The sequence below is a fragment of the Sphingomonas astragali genome, assembly GCF_051400615.1.
GTDB lineage: Bacteria > Pseudomonadota > Alphaproteobacteria > Sphingomonadales > Sphingomonadaceae > Sphingomonas.
On record NZ_JBLFFH010000002.1, the window covers coordinates 859,921 to 876,492 of the forward strand.

Consider the following 16,572-nt stretch of genomic DNA (forward strand, 5'->3'; position numbering starts at 1 on the left):
CCGATGACGCTCTTGACCGATCCGTTCTTCGACAGCCTCGCCTCATCGGTGAAGGCGACCGAGGAAGCGGAATCGCTGCCCCCCGCCTGCTACACCGACGAGGAGTTCTTCCGTTTCGAGAAGGACGCGCTCTTCCACCGCGAATGGCTGTGCGTGGGGCGCGAGGAATGGCTGGAGCAGCCGGGCGACTTCTTCACCTGCACCCATGCCAACGAGCCGCTGGTGATCGCGCGCGACCGCAGCGGTGAGCTGCGCGCGATGTCATCGGTCTGTCAGCATCGCGCGATGCTGGTCGCCGAGGGCCATGGCAACACCCGCGCCTTCGTCTGCCCCTATCATCATTGGACCTACGACCTCGACGGCACGCTGGTGAACGCGCCCGCGATGGGGAAAACCTGCGATTTCGACCGCAAGCAGAACGGCCTGCCCCGGCTCAGGATCGAGACTTGGCACGGCTTCGTCTTCGTCAACTTCGATCCCGATGCCGCACCGCTGGCGCCGCGCCTCGCCGGGCTGGAGGAGGTCGTCGCCAACTACGAGCTCGCCGCCGCGCGCGGCCCACGCCCGGGGGACCCGATCCCCTATGCGTGGAACTGGAAGGTGATGTTCGAGAACAACAACGACGGGTATCACGCCAACCGCCTGCACGCCGGCCCGCTGCACGACATCGTGCCGAGCTCGCTCGCGAGCTTCCCGGAGCTGCCCGCCGACACCGCCGGCTATTACCGGCTCAACGGCTCGCTCCATCCCGACGCCAGCTTCAACGCGACGCAGAAGGCGGTCTTCCCGGTCTTCCCCCGGCTTACCGACGAGGAGCGCCACCGCCTGTTGTTCGTCAACCTGCCGCCCAGCCTGTCGCTGGTGGTGATGGCGGACATGGTGATCTACATGATCCTCGACGCGCAAAGCGCCGGCACCCATGCGCTCACCATGGGCATCCTGCTGCATCCCGACGCGATGTCGGACCCGCTGTTCGCGCACAAGATGAAGATGAACGACGATGCGATATTCGACATCGTTCAGCAGGATCTCCACGTCGACCTGCTCGTGCAGCAGGGGCTGGGCTCGAAGTTCGCGCCGCGCGGCCGCTACAGCTGGCAGGAAGGCGCCCAGCGCCAGTTCAATCTCTGGCTGGTCGAGCGCTACTGGGGCGAACGGGACCGCCGCCGGGGTCCCTCGGCGCCGGTGACCCGGATCAAGCGGGCGTCCTGATAGTCTATAGTATCGGGCATTAGACCGGACCCGTTCGCCCTGAGCCTGTCGAAGGGCGAACGTGCCTCAGGCGCACCGCCCGCGGCTTCGCCCTTCGACAGGCTCAGGGCGAACGGATTGATCCTGATTGCCGGAGACATGCATGACCAACACGTTGATCTTCGTCGACCTCGCATCCGACGATCCGGCCGCCGCCGGCCGCTTCTACGCCGAGGTGTTCGGCTGGGAGAATGACGCGCGGCCCGAGGGCATCTATCATCGCATGGTCCCCGGCGGCTTCTTCAAGCACAAGGACGGCAGCGACAGCGCGATCGGCAATCTCCACCTCGGCATCTTCGACGCGGCCAATGCGCGCCCGCACCCAGACCCGAACGGCGTCGCGCCGCGCCAGATCGCTGCGGGAGGACGCAAGCCCCGCATCTGGATTCTGATCGGCGACGACGACACCGCCGTCCGCATCCTCGCCGCCGCCGAGGACCGCGGCGCCACCATCCTGTGGCGCGACCATTATTGGCGCGAGTTCAACGGCTACAACCACGCCTTCGCCGATCCGTGGGGCAACGAGATCGTCCTCTGGGGCAAGGCAGGCGAGAACCCGCAAATCCCGCCGCAGTTCACGCGAGAATAGCGGGCCTGGACGGCAGCAATCAGAATACCCGCTCGCCCTGAGCTTGTCGAAGGGCGAGCGCGCCTCAAACAGATCGCCCGTGGCTTCGCCCTTCGACGGGCTCAGGGCGAACGGATCGGTTTTACGGCGCGAGAACCGCCAGGCCCGACAACAACTTGTGCGCTTCGGCGCAAGACCGTCCGCCTCGCCGCTCCCTAGCCTTCGCGCATCGCAATCCGGCGAACGGGCATCACGCGACATGACGCTGACCTTCCACGACTTTACCGCCGCTCCGGGAGCCTGCGCATGAGCCGTATGCCGATCGTCTTCTTCGGCCATGGCAGTCCGATGGTGGCGCTGGAGCGGAACGACACCACGCGCGCCTGGCGCGGCATCGCCGAGCGGATCGGCCGGCCGAAGGCGATCCTGTGCATCTCGGCACATTGGCAGACGCGCGGCACCGCCGTCACCGCCATGCCGAAGCCGCGGACGATCCACGACTTCGGCGCATCCTTTCCCCAGGCGCTGTTCGACGTGCACTATCCCGCCCCCGGCGATCCCGGTCTGGCGGAGCGCGTCCGCGACCTGCTGGCGCCGATGCCGGTGACGGTCGATCACGGCTGGGGACTGGATCACGGTACCTGGAGCGTGCTGGTCCACGCCTATCCCGATGCCGGTATCCCCGTCGTCCAGCTCGGCATGGACCTCGCCAAGTCCCCCGCCGAACATTGGGCGGTCGGCCAGGCGCTGCGGCCGCTGCGCGAAGAAGGCGTGCTCATCATGGGCACCGGCAACATCGTCCATAACCTGCCGGCGATGGACTGGCACAACCCGTCGGCGCCGCCCTATCCTTGGGCCGCCCGCTTCAACGCGGCGATGCTTGAGGCGGTCGCTGCCGACACGCCCGAGACCGTGATCGCCTTCGAATCGCTCGGCGAGGACGCGCGCCTGTCGGTCCCCTCGCCCGACCATTTCCTGCCGCTCCTCTACATGCTCGGCGCGCGCCATCCCGGCGAGCAAGCCGAGTTCAATCCCGATTTCATCCAGCACAAGTCGCTCGGCATGACGAGCATCCTGATCGGTGCGGCCTGACGCCCCGCGCCCTGTCCGGCTTCACCACAGGGGGTATCCATGGCCTTGATCTGCGAGCACGGCGCGATCCGCGAAGACATCCAACCGGGGGCGCTCCATCGCCTGCGGGCCACACCGGAAACCGTGCATTGGGGCTTTTTCTCGCCCGAGCTGAAGCCGGCGCTCACCGTCAACAGCGGCGACCTGATCCAGGCGCAGGCGATCACCCACCACGCCGGCGACGATCCCGCGCTGATGTTCGACGAGGACATCCGCCGGATCTTCACCGAGATCGCGCCCGAGACGCGCGCGCCCGGCTGCCACATCATGACCGGCCCGATCCATGTGGAGGGCGCCGAGCCCGGCGACATGCTCGAGGTGCGCTATTTCCAGATGGTGCCGCGCTTCAACTACGGCTCGAACCTGCAGGCGAATTGGGGCCATCTCTACCGCGAGTTCGGCGAGACGGAGCGGGTGACGATCTACCGGATCGATCCCAACGCCAACACCGCCAGCGCGCTCTATGCCTATGACGTCAAGGATAAATATGTGACGCCGGGGCGCATCACCCATTGCCCCGACTGCGAGCGCCAGCCGGCATTGCCCGGTATCACCGTGCCCGCGCGCCCGCATCTCGGCACCGCCGGCGTCGCGCCCGCGGTCAACGGGCCGGTCAGCACCATCCCGCCGGGGCTGCACGGCGGCAACATCGACAATTGGCGGATCGGCGCGGGCGCGCGCATGTATTATCCGGTGCAGGTGAAGGGCGCGCTCTTCTCGATCGGCGACCCGCATGTCAGCCAAGGCGACGGCGAGATCAGCGGCACCGCGATCGAGGCGTCGCTCGACGTTCTGTTCCAGGTGATCCTGCGCAAGGATTTCAGCTTCCCCTCGCCTCTGCTCGAGGCCAGCGACTGCTGGATCGTCCACGGCTTCGGTGACGACCTCGACCAGGCGATGAAGGGCGCGTCGATGGACATGCTCCATCTGCTCCACGAGCATCAGGGATTGTCGAAGGTCGACGCCTATTCGCTGATGAGCATCGCCGCCGATTTCGGCGTGACCCAGGTCGTCGACGGCACCCAGGGCATCCATTGCCGGATCGACCGCACGATCTTCGGCGGCAGGGGTTCGGTCCGCGACGTGATCTGATCCGCCGCCTGCCGACAAGCGATCGGGCACGCGCGGACAAGACCGCCGCGCCTGCCCGAGGCATCCTCCGAAGGACCGACCGGACGAATGGCGCCAACGAAAATGCTCTCCCGCCTCCGCATTGACGGATTCCTGCTGCTGTTGCTGGCGGTCCTCGCCTTCGCGACGCTGTTCCCGGCACGCGGCGCGGCGGCGTTGTGGTTCGATCGCGCGACCACCGCCGCGATCATGCTGCTCTTCTTCCTCCATGGCGCCAAGCTCTCGCGCGCCGCGATCCTCGCCGGGATCGGCGCCTGGCGGCTGCATCTGATGGTGCTGGCGACGACTTTCCTGGTCTTCCCGCTCGCCGGGCTCGGCCTCACCAGCGCGCTCGGCGGGTGGCTCGACCCGGTGGTGGCGGCGGGGCTGCTCTACCTCAGCGTGCTGCCGTCCACGGTGCAGTCATCGATCGCCTTCACCGCGATCGCGGGTGGGAACGTGCCGGCGGCGGTGTGCAGCGCCTCGCTCTCGAACGTCGCCGGCATCGTGCTGACGCCGTTGCTCGCGAGCCTGCTGATCCACAGCGGTTCCGCCGGGGCAGGTTTCTTCCTCGAAGCGGTCACCTCGATCGCGACCACGCTGCTGCTGCCCTTCGTCCTCGGCCACCTCTCGCGGCCGCTGATCGGCGAGATGATCGATCGGCACCGCACGCTGGTGATGCGCGTCGACCGCAGCTCGATCCTGCTCGTCGTCTATACCGCCTTCAGCGCCTCGGTGGTGGAAGGGCTGTGGTCCCGGCTCTCGCCCGCCGACCTCGGCACGATCGCGGCGCTCGACGCGCTGCTGCTCGCCGCGGTGCTGAGCTTCACGCGGCTGGTGGCGCGCGGCGCGGGGCTCGCGCGCGAGGACGAGATCGTGCTCGTCTTCTGCGGATCGAAGAAGAGCCTGGCGAGCGGCGTGCCGATGGCCGGCGCGCTGTTCGCGCCCGCGCAAGTGGGGCTCATGATCCTGCCGCTGATGCTGTTCCACCAGCTCCAGCTCATCGTCTGCGCCGCCATCGCCCAGCGCTATGCGCGGCGGGGCACCGAACCCAAGGAGACCCGCCATGTCCTACGAGGTGCTTGACGTCCGCCCGATGACCAGGCGCATCGGCGCCGAGGTGTTCGGCGTCGACCTCAATCAGCCGCTCGGCAACCGGACGGTGAGCGAGCTGCACGACGCGCTGATGCAGCATCAGGTGATCTTCTTCCGCGACCAGCGCCTGACGCACGAGGGCCACAAGCGCCTCGGCCGCTATTTCGGCGACCTCGCGTTGCACAGCGGCATCTCCGGCCTGCCCGACCATCCCGAGATCGTCGCGATCCACGCGGACGAGAAGAGCACCTTCGTGGCGGGCGAGAACTGGCATTCGGACCTCAGCGAAGACGCCGAGCCGCCGATGGGCAGCATCCTCTACATGCACACGCTGCCGCCGGAGGGCGGCGACACGCTGTTCTCCAGCATGTACGCCGCCTATGACGCGCTGTCGCCGGCGATGAAGGCGTTCCTCGATCCGCTGACCGCCGTCCATGATTCGAACCACATCTATCGCGAGCTGTTTCCCGACGTCGACAAGACATATCCGCGCAACACGCATCCGGTGATCCGCACCCATCCGGTGACGAAGCGCAAATGCCTGTTCGTCAGCCAGTCGAAGACGATCCGCATCAACGGGCTGTCGAAGGCCGAGAGCGATGCGGTGCTCCGCTTCCTCGCCGACCACGTCAAGGACCCGAACTTCCAGGTCCGCTTTCGCTGGGAGGAGCATTCGGTCGCCTTCTGGGACAACCGCTGCACCCAGCATTTCGCGGTGTGGGACTATTTCCCCGACGTCCGCTCCGGTTACCGCGTGACGATCGCGGGGGACAGGCCCTATTGAAGCTTCAGGCGGTGAACAGCGCCTTGCGGATGATCGCGTGGACGCCCCAATTGCCGTTCACCACCTGCGACACGCCGAAATCCACGCCCACCGACAGCAGCGAGATCGCCTCGTCTTCGCTCAGTTCCTTGGTGGTCATCAGGAAACGGCGCGCCTTTCGGAAGGCGTCGCGCATCGCCGCGTCGATCGACGAGCGCTTGTAGATTTCGCTCTGGGCGTCCTCCCCCAGCTCCTTGAGGTAGTCGGGGTGGCTGAAGCCCATGATCACCCATTCGGTCTCGGTCTCGATCAGCGGATAGTCGAGGTCGCGCAGATGATCGCGCAATTCGCGCGCGGGGTGGAGGATCACCTGGATCAACGCGGTCATCGAGCATTCGATCGCCGTCCCGCACAGTTCCGAATCCCCCTGCGACGCGTGCGGATCGCCGAGCGACAGCAGCGCGCCGGGCACCTGCACCGGCAGATAGACGCTCGATCCGGGACCGGTGCGCCAATTGTCGAGGTTGCCGCCGAACGCCGCCGGAGGAACCGAATCGACCAGCCCGCCATGGGCCGGCGCCACCGCGATTACCCCGAAGTGCGGGCGGATCGGAATCTCCACGTTGCGCAGCACATCATAGTTACGCTCGATCGTGGCGGGGTCCACCGGCACGCCCGGATAGTCGTAGCGCGGATGGACGCGGCCCGAAGGGTCGATCTGCGGGGTCCAGCGATAGCTGTAGACGGCATGGGCGGTGGGAAGGCGAGCGCCCGTGCCCTCGACCTCGTAGATGGTGACCACCTCGCGCGGCTTGGGCTCGGTCAGCAGGTCGGAATAGTGGAAGCCCCAATAGGTCGCGGCGTTGCTGCCGAACGCCTTGCCGGCGAAGCGCGGATTGGCGCTCGGGCGCGGCTTCAGGTCGAGGATGCGAACCTCGACGATATCGCCCGGCATCGCGCCCTGGATCGCGATCGGCCCGGTGCAGATGTGGACGCCGAACCCCTCGCCCGGCCCCCGCCCCAGCGCGCTCGCGTCGATCGGGCCGGCGCCGCGGCGGTCGATCGCCTTGCCCCCCGCATCCCAGTGATAGACGCTCGATGCGCCCGGATCGCCCTCGACCATGCGCTCGGGATCGTCGTTGGCGTGATGCGTGAGCGTCTCCACCGTCACGAAATCCTCGGAGCACACGTGGAGCACCGGCTTGAGCGAGCGGCTGAGATAGCCCCAGTGGACCGTTTGCGGGCTGACGGGCAGATGGTGATGCCGCACCGCCTCGCCCATGGGCAGCAGCGTCTCCTCGTCGAGAAGCGGCCCCTCGCCCGATTCCTCCCACTCCTCGGCCGCGACCTGCGGCGCACGCGCCGGCTTCTCACGCCCCGCTGGCCGGCCACGGCGCGGCGGATCGGCGGGCTCGTCCTCGCCCGCCGCCTTGCGGTACTCGCGCGGCGACACGCCATATTGCTCGCGGAAGGCGCGGCTGAACGAGGCCGAGTCGTTGAAGCCCCATTGAAACAGGATGTCGGAAATCGACTTCTGGACATGGAGCGGGCTGCGCAGGTCCAGCCGGCAGCGTTCGAGCCGACGGACCTTCACATAATGGCCGAAGCTGTCGTCGATCGATTCGAACAGCTTCTGCAGGTAGCGCGGCGAGATGCCGTGCTCGCTCGCCACCTGCTGATAGTTGAGGTTGGGATCGCTGAGCCGGATCTCGATCGTCTGGAAGATGCGCTCGAGCAGCGCGGCGCGCATCCCGGCGGCGCCGCCCAGCGCCTTGGGCGGGGCATTGTCGAGCAGGCTGGCGAGCAGGAATTCGGGAAGCGCGACCTCAACCGGCTGCGCCTGGTCCGCCGAGATCTCGCCGATGGTGTCGGCCAGCGAGCGGAGCATTCCGGAAAAGACGCGGGCGCTGCCGCCCTCGGTACCGATCCGGCGCGGACGGTCGGGCAGCGGCGCCTTCAGCCGCGAGTTGAGCATCGACTGCGGCAGGCGGACCACCAGCGTCCGGTTGTCGCCGGGGAAGGTCTGGCGCACCACCGCATCGGCGCGCCCGGCGATGATGTCGCCGTCGCCGAGCTCGAGCAGGTCAACGCCGCTGTCGACGCGCGCGGTGCCGTCGAGCAGCAGCGACAGCCAGAAGGAGCCGGGCTGATCGGTGAAGTCGAGCACCCACGACTGGGCGGTGCCGGTCAAGCGGAAGAAATCGATCCCCTGGCTGCTCCGGAAATGGATCAGCTCGCCGTAGAGCTCGTCGTCGGCGTTCTCTAGCGTCAGCGACACCCGCTGAAGCGCGAACCGCCAGGCGTCGCGGCGTTGCTCCTTCGGATAAGCGTTGGTCGTGAAGCGCAACGAACACCGGACCCCAAAACGACGGCATCCGGTCCCGGCGCGGCCGTGCTGACGCCGGCCTTGGCTGCGAAGCTATGCGCGGGAACGGGACACCGTCAATCGCTATATCTGCCCCTCGAACGGCGCAGTCCCATCCCCGTACACCGACGTCGGACCGGGTTTTCCCGGTCCGTCGGGCCCGCGGCCGCAGACCGCGAGCATCGTCAGCGCATAGACGAGCGCACTCGACGCCATGTCCTCGGGCGTGGGGCGCCAGCGCGGCATACCGGTGGTGAGCGCCGGGATGCGGTGCATGTTGAAGACGTTGTGGTCACGCCACATGCTCGAATAGACCGGATGCGCGCGCAGGGCGGGCGTGCCGCGCGCGAGTCGGGTGGCGGCATCGACCGCACCGGCCAGCGGCGCGACCTCGGCCGCATCCGCCTCGAAGCCGTGACGGACGACGACCGGCTCGACGTCGAAATCCTCAAGGTCGAGCTGGCGCATCGCCGCGACGATCCCGTGCATCGCTTCGGCCGCCTTCTGCCGGGGGTTGAGCGTGACGTCGAGGTAGAGCGCGCAGACCTCCGTACCCGCGCCGAAATCGAAGGGTATCCCGCCGCGCACCGAGGACAGCTGCACTTTGGGCACGGCGCGGCCGCCCGCCGTCTCGTGGACCGACGCGCTTTCCCATTCGCGGCTCCAGCGATGGATCGCGTCAATCACGGGGCCGAGCCGATAGATCGGGTTCGGGTGGGCCGCGGGATCGGCGGGAGCCTCCAGGATTGGCGTGAACACCCCCCTGCCGTAGATGCGGATGCGCAGCAGCACATAGCCGCAGCCGATCCAGGTGAGGCCGAAATCCGTCCCCTCCGCCGCGATCGCATAATCGGGCGCGACGCCGCCGTGGTGGAAGAGATAATGCGCGCCGATATCCTTTCCCATGAACTCGATGCCGGCATATTCCTCGATCGGCTCGGGGCCGATCTCGCCCGGGCAGGCGGTGAGCCAGGTCTTGCCGGCGAGCGTGATGCCGGCCTTGCGCAGTGCCTTGGCAGCGATCAGGAAGCAGGACATCGGCCCGCGATCGTTGGAGATCGGATAGCCGCGCAGCCGGCCGCCCTCGATCCAGCAGCGGGTCCATTCGGGGTCGGCGAGCGTCTCGGGGCGGTAGCGGAAGCGGTCCAGGTGCGCGAGGCCGCTGGGGCTCTCGGTGTCGAGGTGCGCGGTGAACAGCAGGTTCGCTCCGATGCCGCGCCCGCCATATTCGCCGATGACGTTGGGACGGTCGGGCGTGGCGCCGACCTTGCGCGGATTGAAGCCTTCGCACCCCATCCAATCGTAGACGAACTCGGCCGCAGCCGCCTCGCTCCGCGATGGCGCCGGGATGTTGCCGAGCGTGAGCGCCAGCTCGACCAGCTCGTCGATGTCGATCGCGGCCGCGATCGCATCGCGCTCCGCGGCGCTGACCGCATAGGGCGCGCGCGCGGGATCGGCCAATGCTGGCAGCGCCGGATCGGGACCGTCAGCCAATGCGATCATCCCCTTCAGGCGACACTGGCCGCCAGCCGTCCGTCCGGCGCAGGTACCGCGATGCCGTAGCGGGGCAGCAGGAGCAGCAGCGCCGCACCGGCGGCCAGTGCGGCGCAGGCCACGAGCACGGTGAAGCGATAGCTGCCCTGCATGTCATAGCCCAGGTCGAGCAGTACCGGCGTGACACCCTGCGCGGCGATCACCGCGGAATACATCAGCCCGATGATCGCCCCGAATGCGCGCGTCCCGAAATAGCGGGCGATGTAATAGGGCAGCGCGCCATATTGCGCACCCATGCCGATGCCGAGGCAGAGGCCCGCTGCGACCAACACCGGCGTGCCGCTGCCGAACTCGAGCAGCGCCAGCCCGAGGATCGCCATCGCCGCCATCGGGATGACGATGCGCGGCGTCTGGATGCGGTCGAGCAGCCGCCCGGTCGCGATCTGCCAGCCCGAGGTGGTGAGCGCGAACACGCTCAGCACCGTGGTGCCGATCTCGATGCCATAGCCGCGATCGGACAGGATCGGCACGACATGGCTGAAGATCGCGGTGGTGCAGCCCGCGCCCGAGGCGATCGCGATCATGATCAGCCAGAAATGCGGCAGCCGCATCGCCTCGCCGAGGCTGAGCCCCGCGCCCTCGGCGGCCTGCGCCGCCTGTCCGCGCGGCGGATCGCGCAGCAGCAGCGCCAGCGCCGGCAGCCCGAGCAGCAGGATGATCGCGCCGACCGCGACATAGCCCGAGCGCCAGCCATACTGCCCGACCACGATCGCCGCGACGATCGGGAACATCACCGATCCCGCGCCATTGCCGAGTCCCGCGCTGATCCCCAGCGCCGTCCCGCGCCCGCGATCGAACCAGTCGGCGATCACCTTCGAATAGATCGGCGTCGACGCGATCGAGCCGAACAGGCTGATGAACAGGAAAGTGGCGTAATATTGCGCGAGCGATCCGGTGCCCAGCGACAGGCCCGCGACGCCGAGCCCGAACATCGCCACGCCCAGGATCAGCATCCGCCGCGCGCCGTGCCGGTCGGCGAAGCGGCCGGCGATCGGATAGACCACCGCCCCGGTCAGCGCCATGATCGTCAGCGCCACCGAGATCGCCGCCCGCGGCCAGCCGAAGCTCTCCGACAGCGGCACCAGGAACGTGCCGAACACCGCATGGATCGCGGGCGTCTTGCTGACGATGTTGCCCGCCGTGCAGGCGATCAGCACGCCGGTGCGGGTGCGGCCGGTCGTCACGACCAGGCCGCCTCGACCGCGTCGCTGGTGACGAGCAGCGCGCAATTCTTCTGGAGGACGTTAAGCGAGCCGACGTGCAGCTCGGGCTCATAAGCGGCGCTGGCGTCGGAGACGAGGAACACATGGTAGCCGCGGTGGAAGGCGGCACGCGCGGTCTGGTCGACGCAGCAATCGGTGCTGAAGCCGGTCATCACCAGCGTGTCGATGCCGCGCGCGCGCAGCTGCGCGTCGAGGTCGGTGCCGTGGAAGCTGTCGAACAGCAGCTTCTCGATCTCGATGTCGCCGGGTTGGGGCGCCACGCGATAATAGTCGGCGCCGCCGTCCTCGGTGCGGCAGATCGCCTCGCCGCCCGGCGTCCCCCGGCGCGCCATCAGCGTCTTCAGCGCCACGGAGTCTGTCTCCGGCCGCGTCACCACGCGCATGAACGCCACCACCGCGCCCGCGTCGCGCGCCGCGCCGATGAGCCGCTCGATCCGATCGATCGCCGGCTCGACGGCGGACAGGTCGACCCCCACGCGTCCGAGCAGCCCGGATGGGGCCGCGAAATCCTGCTGCACGTCCACCACCACCAGCGCCGTGCGCTCCGGCGGCAGCATCTCCTTCAATTCCGATGACGCGACATGCGGCAGCTCGGCGGCCTCAACCATGAACCGGCACCTTCACCCTGCCGGGAAAGCGCTCGCGCAGCGCCGGCAGCACCTCCTTGCCGAACACCGGGATGCCTTTCAGATAATCGGGGAAGATCAGCATCAGCCCGTCGGTCCCCGACACCTCGAAGATCTCGGTCAGCCGGTCGATCACCGTCGCGGGCGTGCCGAGCACGTGCGGCGTCATGAAGGTCGAACGGCTCTTGGCGACGAAGGCGTTCTCCTTGCCGATCTCCGCGTCAAGGAAGCCATAGGCGCGCATCATCCCGCGCAGCGCGCCTTCGTCTAGGCCGTCGCGGAAGTGATCGGCGGTCGCCTGCGCCTCGGCATCGGTCTTGCCGAACACCACTGTCATCATCGAATAGGTGCGCACCGTGCGGCCCAGCTCGCCGGCATCCTCCTTGGCCTGGCGGCTGGCATCGGCGAGCTCCTGCGGGTTGCCGCCGGTCAGGAAGATCGCGTCCATCTCCTCGGAAGTGAAGCGCATTCCCTTCTTCGACGATCCGGCGCAGACCAGGAAGGGGCGCACCGACGGCTTCGGCCAGGATTCGCATTCGTCCAGCGTGAAATATTTGCCGTCCATCGTGACCGAATCCTCGGTCCACAGCCGCTTGATCGCGGTGATCCATTCCTTGGCGAGATCGTAGCGCCCGTCATGGTCGACACCGTCGGGCCAGGCGCCCATCTGCGCGAACTCGCCCTTGTAGGCGCCGGTGACGACGTTGAGCCCGGAGCGGCCGCCGCTGATCTGATCGAGCGTCGCCATCATCTTGGCGACCACCGCCGGGTTCTGCAGGATGGTGTGGACGGTGGTCCACACCTTCACGCGCTTGGTGGCCTCGGCCAGCGCGGCCATCAGCACGACGGAATCGAGCGTGCTGTTCCAGTGCCCGGTCTCGCCGCCGTAACCGCGGAACTTGGCCATCGACATGATGAAGTCGAGCCCCGCCTCCTCGGCAGCCCGCGCGACCTGGCGGTTGTAGGCATAGGAGCCGTCGAGCTTCGGCGCGTTCCCGGACAGGATCCAGCCGCCGTTCGCCATCGGCATGAACACGCCCAGATCCTTGCCGCCGCTGTCCGACGGAAGGCCGAAAGGCGTCGGCTCGAACGCGCTCGTCATCGTCTTCACCCCGCAATCCTGGCGCTCAGCTTAGGCGCCTGGGCAGCAGGTTCTTGATCGTCCGCGTATGTTATGTTGGCGCGCCGATCAGGAACGCCTCGACGGCGGCGCGCGTGGGCATCGCCGGGACGGCACCGCGCGCTTGGGTGCAGAGCGCCGCGGCGGCGTTCGCGAGCGGCAGCGCGCGCTCGATCATCATGCCTTCGTCGAGCAGCGCCGCGAGCGCACCGCAGAAGCAATCGCCGGCACCCACCGTGTCCACCGGCGTCACCGGCAGCGCCGGCGCGTGGAAGGCCCGATCCCGCCACACCGCCAGCGCCCCCTCCGCGCCGAGCGTGACGATCGCCACCTGCCCCGGCCGCGACAGCAACGCGCGCGCTTCAAGCGCCTGACGCGGCGTTTCGATCGTTTGAACCCTCAGATAGACGGCAAGCTCATGCTGATTGACAATCAGGACGTCGGCATCGCTGAACAGCGACGTCGCTTCAGGCACCGTGGGGGCGGCGTTGAGGATTCGGAGCGGTCCGGGCTTCGCGAAGGCGGCCGCAACCACCTCGACCGGGATTTCGAGTTGGGCCAGCAGCACGCTCCCTTGCGGCTGATCGGACAGCAACTCGGACGAGACATGGGCATTGGCCCCTGAGGCAACGATGATCTGATTCTCCGCGCCGGCATCGACGGCGATATAGGCCGTTCCCGTTCCCGCCTCCGCCAGCGAATGGACCTGCGCTACATCGACGCCGGCATCCTTCAGCGCGGCCCGCATCCAATCACCCGCCTCGTCCGCACCGACGGCGCCCAGCATCACGGTCGCCGCGCCCATGCGTGCGGCAGCCACCGCCTGATTGGCGCCCTTCCCGCCCGGCAAGCGAACCGCATCGCGGGCCATCACGGTCTCCCCCGGACGCGGCAGCGCGGCGACCGAAAGGATGACGTCGACATTGATCGAACCCAGCACGCAGATGGCCATTGCACTCTCCGGGAAACCTATCCGCAAGACGAGCATGGCCGTGGCCCGGGCATCAAGGCCGAAGCGTGCCGATGCGCCGCCCGCCAACTTTTGCTGCCGTGCCCGCCAAGAGCGAACGCGGCGCGGCGCCTATCGTCACGGCGGAACTATGAGAGGAGTGGCGTGACCAATTGGCTCATCACGGGCGTCAGCGGCGGGCTCGGCCAGGCGCTCGCGCAGGCGGCACTCGCGCGCGGCGACGTCGTGGTCGGCACCATGCGAAAGTCCTCGGATCGCACGACGTTTGAGGCTCTGGCGCCGGGCCGCGCCAAAGGCGTGCTGCTCGATCTAAGCGACCCCGCCGCCGCGGCGAGCACCGTGATCGAGGTGGAGTCTGCGCTCGGACACATTGACCGATTGGTGAACAACGCCGGCTACGGTATGGTCGGCGCGATCGAGGAGACCTCGCTTGCCCAGGCGAAGGCACTGTTCGACGTCAACCTGTTCGGCGCGATCGCGATGATCCAGGAGGTGCTGCCGGCGATGCGCGCGCGGCGTAGCGGACATATCGTCAACATCACCTCGTTGAGCGGCTTCGCACCCTGGTGGGGCACCGGCATCTACGGCGCGAGCAAATATGCGCTCGAATGCATCGGCCAGACGCTCGCGCAGGAGCTGAAGCCGCTCGGCATCCGCGTCACCAACGTCGCACCGGGAGGATTCCGAACCGGCTTCGCCGGATCGGCGCTGGTCGAGGCGGAGAAGATCATCGCCGACTATGACGGCGGCGCGCGACAGTCGAAGCTGAGCCTGCTCGCCAATCGCGGCAAGGAGCATGGCGACCCGGTCAAGGCGGCGGCCGCGATCCTGGCGGCGCTGGACGTTCCCGAGCCTCCCTTCCACCTCTTCCTCGGCGAGGACGCGCTGCGCCATGCACGCGAGCATTTCGAGTTCCTCGACGGAGAGATGAAGAAGTGGGAAGCGCTATCGCTTTCCACCGAGTTCGACAGCTGATGCACGCGATCGACATGCTGGGATGCAGGGTGATCACCGTCTCCGACGCCACCGCCGCCGTCACCGATGCCGAGCACAATGCGGCGCTGCTCAACCTCCGGCTGACCGCGGACGTGCACGGCACCGATGCCGTCTGCGCGATGCTGGCAAGCTAAGCCGCTCGACTCAGGAGAGCAGGCGCGGCACCGAGATCGAGGCGACGTCGAACCGCGCGTCGGGATGCTCGGTCTCGCCGTCGCGCGGCTTCTCCCGATGCAGTACGACGCCATTCTTGCCGAAATCCGGCACCACCGGCCGCCCCGATTGCCGGCTCAGCCACAGCCGGAGCAGGTGCCGCCGCCGCTGCGGCTCGGGATGGTCGGTAAAGGCGGTGCGCGCATGGAGCGCGGCATAGTTGGACAGCCACTGGATGTCGCCCGGACGGAAATCCATCTCGATCGCCATGCCCGGCTCATAAGTGATCTCGTCGAACAGCTGGAGCACCTCGATCTGCTCCGGGCTGAGCTTCGGCACACCGGGATAGTCCTGCGCGGTGAGGATGTAGAGTGATCCGGCGTACATGCTGAAAACGCCGTCAACCATGCTCACGATCGGCGAGGTGTAGGTGTTGGCGGGCGCCTTGTGATCCTGCCGCTTCCAGTCCCAATGGAAAGGCTCCAGCAACAGCTGTGCGAGGTCGGGTCTGCGGCGCAGGATCTCGTTGTAGATCTCGGCGCCCGAGACGAGGCACGAAAGGCCGCCCGCCTTCGCTGGCCTCAGGCACATCAGCGCGACGATATCCGAGCTGTCCGAGTGATAGACGAGCTGGTCGCGGACCTTCGACGAGAGCGCGGTCGGATCGTCCATCGTCTTGTCCGAGGTGGCATAGACATGATCGATGAGATCGCCCATCTCGTTCTGCCGGATGGGATCGCCCATGTGCAGGCCCAGGATATAGTAGATCGCGGCCGAGAGCGCGTCCGCATAGAGATGGGTGCGCAGGCCGCGGACGAGCACGAAGCCTCGGCCATAGTCGACCTCCCGGCCCCATTCGGCAACCGCGGCCGCGCATTCGGCAAGCGGATAGGTCTCTGCGCGAACGGTCCGCAGGTCCGGGGATTCCTCGACGAAGCGCGTGCCGAGCTCCTCGAGCTCGCTCACCTGCTTTGGCGAGAGGTGGTAAATCCAATCGCTCGTCCGAGCCAACCGATCGCCGCGCCACGCCGCGGCCGTGGTCACGGGCGGCAGCGAGGTCAATACTCCCATGGCAGCGTCCTTCGGTGAATCGAACCGTCCATGACGCGAACCATAGATCGCACGAAGCTGCGCGACTTGTCATGGGATGCTTAAAGACTTTCTCGTCCGCGAACGGAGGGGGGATTACCCCGCGCTTGTGGGCCGGCAAAATTCGCGCGCTCGCGCGGCTGAAGGTCGGCCTCGACGGCAGATCGCAGCCGAGACGGCCTGAGACTGCGCCGCCTTAATGCGCCGCGCCGGTGTCCACCGGCCCGCGCGGCCGCGACGACAGCCAGATCAGCAATGCCGCGAAGACGAAGATGACGGCGCCCAGCAGGAAGACGTGGCTGCTGTTGCCCCACATCGTCGTCGAGACCGAGGTGCCGACCGCCCCCGCCATGAGGTCAGGCCCATCCACAGGATACCGAAGAACACCAACCCGCGCGGGTCCACCCCGGTCGACAGCTTGGCGACGATCGGCGCCATCACCATCGCCGCGCAGCCGTTGAACGCGGTGCATAGCCGGCATAGGTCGCGGTGTAGCCGAGGCTCGACTGCAGCCATTGCGGGACGACCACGATCGTCGCGAAGACCTTCCTGCGCGCC

Annotated in this window: 16 protein-coding genes; 8 read left to right on the forward strand and 8 right to left on the reverse strand. The window is 67.7% G+C overall.

The features are described 5' to 3' along the window. Positions 1–3: 3 nt before the first annotated feature. The 6 genes from ACMGER_RS12405 (at position 4) to ACMGER_RS12430 (ending at position 5,939) form a co-directional block, all read left to right on the forward strand. On the forward strand, positions 4–1,212 hold the full coding sequence (locus ACMGER_RS12405; RefSeq protein ID WP_436812445.1) for an aromatic ring-hydroxylating oxygenase subunit alpha: 1,209 nt from the start codon (positions 4–6) through the stop codon (positions 1,210–1,212). 142 nt (positions 1,213–1,354) lie between these two features. Next, on the forward strand, positions 1,355–1,840 hold the full coding sequence (locus ACMGER_RS12410; protein WP_436812446.1) for a VOC family protein: 486 nt from the start codon (positions 1,355–1,357) through the stop codon (positions 1,838–1,840). Between the two features lie 285 nt (positions 1,841–2,125). Then, positions 2,126–2,911 carry a 4,5-DOPA-extradiol-dioxygenase gene (gene ygiD, locus ACMGER_RS12415; RefSeq protein WP_436812447.1) on the forward strand — a complete coding sequence of 262 codons (786 nt, stop codon included), beginning with the start codon at positions 2,126–2,128 and terminating at the stop codon, positions 2,909–2,911. Between the two features lie 39 nt (positions 2,912–2,950). Next, positions 2,951–4,042 carry an acetamidase/formamidase family protein gene (locus tag ACMGER_RS12420; protein WP_436812448.1) on the forward strand — a complete coding sequence of 364 codons (1,092 nt, stop codon included), beginning with the start codon at positions 2,951–2,953 and terminating at the stop codon, positions 4,040–4,042. Between the two features lie 102 nt (positions 4,043–4,144). Further along, positions 4,145–5,146 carry a bile acid:sodium symporter family protein gene (locus ACMGER_RS12425; RefSeq protein ID WP_436812449.1) on the forward strand — a complete coding sequence of 334 codons (1,002 nt, stop codon included), beginning with the start codon at positions 4,145–4,147 and terminating at the stop codon, positions 5,144–5,146. Next, a complete protein-coding gene (locus ACMGER_RS12430; protein ID WP_436812450.1) occupies positions 5,127–5,939 on the forward strand; it encodes a TauD/TfdA dioxygenase family protein in 813 nt (270 codons plus the stop codon). Before ACMGER_RS12425 ends, ACMGER_RS12430 begins: the two co-directional genes overlap by 20 nt. 4 nt (positions 5,940–5,943) lie before the next feature. On the opposite strand, the gene ACMGER_RS12435 is transcribed toward ACMGER_RS12430, so the two are convergent. From ACMGER_RS12435 to ACMGER_RS12460, 6 genes are all read right to left on the reverse strand, one after another. Further along, a complete protein-coding gene (locus tag ACMGER_RS12435; RefSeq protein ID WP_436812451.1) occupies positions 5,944–8,265 on the reverse strand; it encodes an acetamidase/formamidase family protein in 2,322 nt (773 codons plus the stop codon). A 102-nt stretch (positions 8,266–8,367) separates the two neighbouring features. Further along, on the reverse strand, positions 8,368–9,777 hold the full coding sequence (locus ACMGER_RS12440) for a zinc-binding metallopeptidase family protein (RefSeq protein ID WP_436812452.1): 1,410 nt from the start codon (positions 9,775–9,777) through the stop codon (positions 8,368–8,370). Positions 9,778–9,791: 14 nt separating this feature from the next. Next, entirely contained in the window at positions 9,792–11,021 is a 1,230-nt protein-coding gene (locus ACMGER_RS12445; protein ID WP_436812453.1) for an MFS transporter, read from the reverse strand. Beyond that, on the reverse strand, positions 11,018–11,668 hold the full coding sequence (locus ACMGER_RS12450; RefSeq protein ID WP_436812454.1) for a cysteine hydrolase family protein: 651 nt from the start codon (positions 11,666–11,668) through the stop codon (positions 11,018–11,020). Before ACMGER_RS12450 ends, ACMGER_RS12445 begins: the two co-directional genes overlap by 4 nt. Further along, on the reverse strand, positions 11,661–12,788 hold the full coding sequence (locus tag ACMGER_RS12455; RefSeq protein ID WP_436812874.1) for an LLM class flavin-dependent oxidoreductase: 1,128 nt from the start codon (positions 12,786–12,788) through the stop codon (positions 11,661–11,663). The genes ACMGER_RS12450 and ACMGER_RS12455 overlap by 8 nt, the downstream gene beginning before the upstream one ends. A gap of 70 nt (positions 12,789–12,858) precedes the next feature. Further along, entirely contained in the window at positions 12,859–13,758 is a 900-nt protein-coding gene (locus ACMGER_RS12460; RefSeq protein ID WP_436812455.1) for a ribokinase, read from the reverse strand. 162 nt (positions 13,759–13,920) lie between these two features. Here ACMGER_RS12460 and ACMGER_RS12465 point away from each other — a divergent pair, with 162 nt between their 5' ends. Further along, complete coding sequence (locus tag ACMGER_RS12465) at positions 13,921–14,751, forward strand: oxidoreductase (RefSeq protein ID WP_436812456.1); 831 nt, start codon at positions 13,921–13,923, stop codon at positions 14,749–14,751. Then, positions 14,751–14,906 (forward strand): hypothetical protein, encoded by a 156-nt coding sequence (locus ACMGER_RS12470; RefSeq protein ID WP_436812457.1) that lies wholly within the window; start codon positions 14,751–14,753, stop codon positions 14,904–14,906. The genes ACMGER_RS12465 and ACMGER_RS12470 overlap by 1 nt, the downstream gene beginning before the upstream one ends. 10 nt (positions 14,907–14,916) lie before the next feature. Here the strand turns inward: ACMGER_RS12470 and ACMGER_RS12475 are convergent, their stop codons facing one another. Both ACMGER_RS12475 and ACMGER_RS12480 read right to left on the reverse strand, forming a co-directional pair. Then, positions 14,917–15,996, reverse strand: coding sequence for a TauD/TfdA family dioxygenase (locus ACMGER_RS12475; RefSeq protein ID WP_436812458.1), 1,080 nt, complete (start codon positions 15,994–15,996; stop codon positions 14,917–14,919). A gap of 214 nt (positions 15,997–16,210) precedes the next feature. Next, the gene (locus tag ACMGER_RS12480) at positions 16,211–16,366 is read right to left on the reverse strand and encodes a hypothetical protein (protein WP_436812459.1); all 156 of its coding nucleotides are present in this window, start codon (positions 16,364–16,366) and stop codon (positions 16,211–16,213) included. Between the last annotated feature and the right edge of the window lie 206 nt (positions 16,367–16,572).

Bases quoted from the DNA above. Each gene is read 5' to 3' on its own strand.
- ygiD (WP_436812447.1), top strand. From the start codon at position 2,126: ATGAGCCGTATGCCGATCGTCTTCTTCGGCCATGGCAGTCCGATGGTG.
- ACMGER_RS12410 (WP_436812446.1), top strand. From the start codon at position 1,355: ATGACCAACACGTTGATCTTCGTCGACCTCGCATCCGACGATCCGGCC.
- ACMGER_RS12430 (WP_436812450.1), top strand. From the start codon at position 5,127: ATGTCCTACGAGGTGCTTGACGTCCGCCCGATGACCAGGCGCATCGGC.
- ACMGER_RS12420 (WP_436812448.1), top strand. From the start codon at position 2,951: ATGGCCTTGATCTGCGAGCACGGCGCGATCCGCGAAGACATCCAACCG.
- ACMGER_RS12460 (WP_436812455.1), bottom strand. From the start codon at position 13,758: ATGGCCATCTGCGTGCTGGGTTCGATCAATGTCGACGTCATCCTTTCG.
- ACMGER_RS12480 (WP_436812459.1), bottom strand. From the start codon at position 16,366: ATGGCGGGGGCGGTCGGCACCTCGGTCTCGACGACGATGTGGGGCAAC.
- ACMGER_RS12450 (WP_436812454.1), bottom strand. From the start codon at position 11,668: ATGGTTGAGGCCGCCGAGCTGCCGCATGTCGCGTCATCGGAATTGAAG.
- ACMGER_RS12475 (WP_436812458.1), bottom strand. From the start codon at position 15,996: ATGGGAGTATTGACCTCGCTGCCGCCCGTGACCACGGCCGCGGCGTGG.
- ACMGER_RS12470 (WP_436812457.1), top strand. From the start codon at position 14,751: ATGCACGCGATCGACATGCTGGGATGCAGGGTGATCACCGTCTCCGAC.
- ACMGER_RS12455 (WP_436812874.1), bottom strand. From the start codon at position 12,788: ATGACGAGCGCGTTCGAGCCGACGCCTTTCGGCCTTCCGTCGGACAGC.
- ACMGER_RS12405 (WP_436812445.1), top strand. From the start codon at position 4: ATGACGCTCTTGACCGATCCGTTCTTCGACAGCCTCGCCTCATCGGTG.
- ACMGER_RS12425 (WP_436812449.1), top strand. From the start codon at position 4,145: ATGCTCTCCCGCCTCCGCATTGACGGATTCCTGCTGCTGTTGCTGGCG.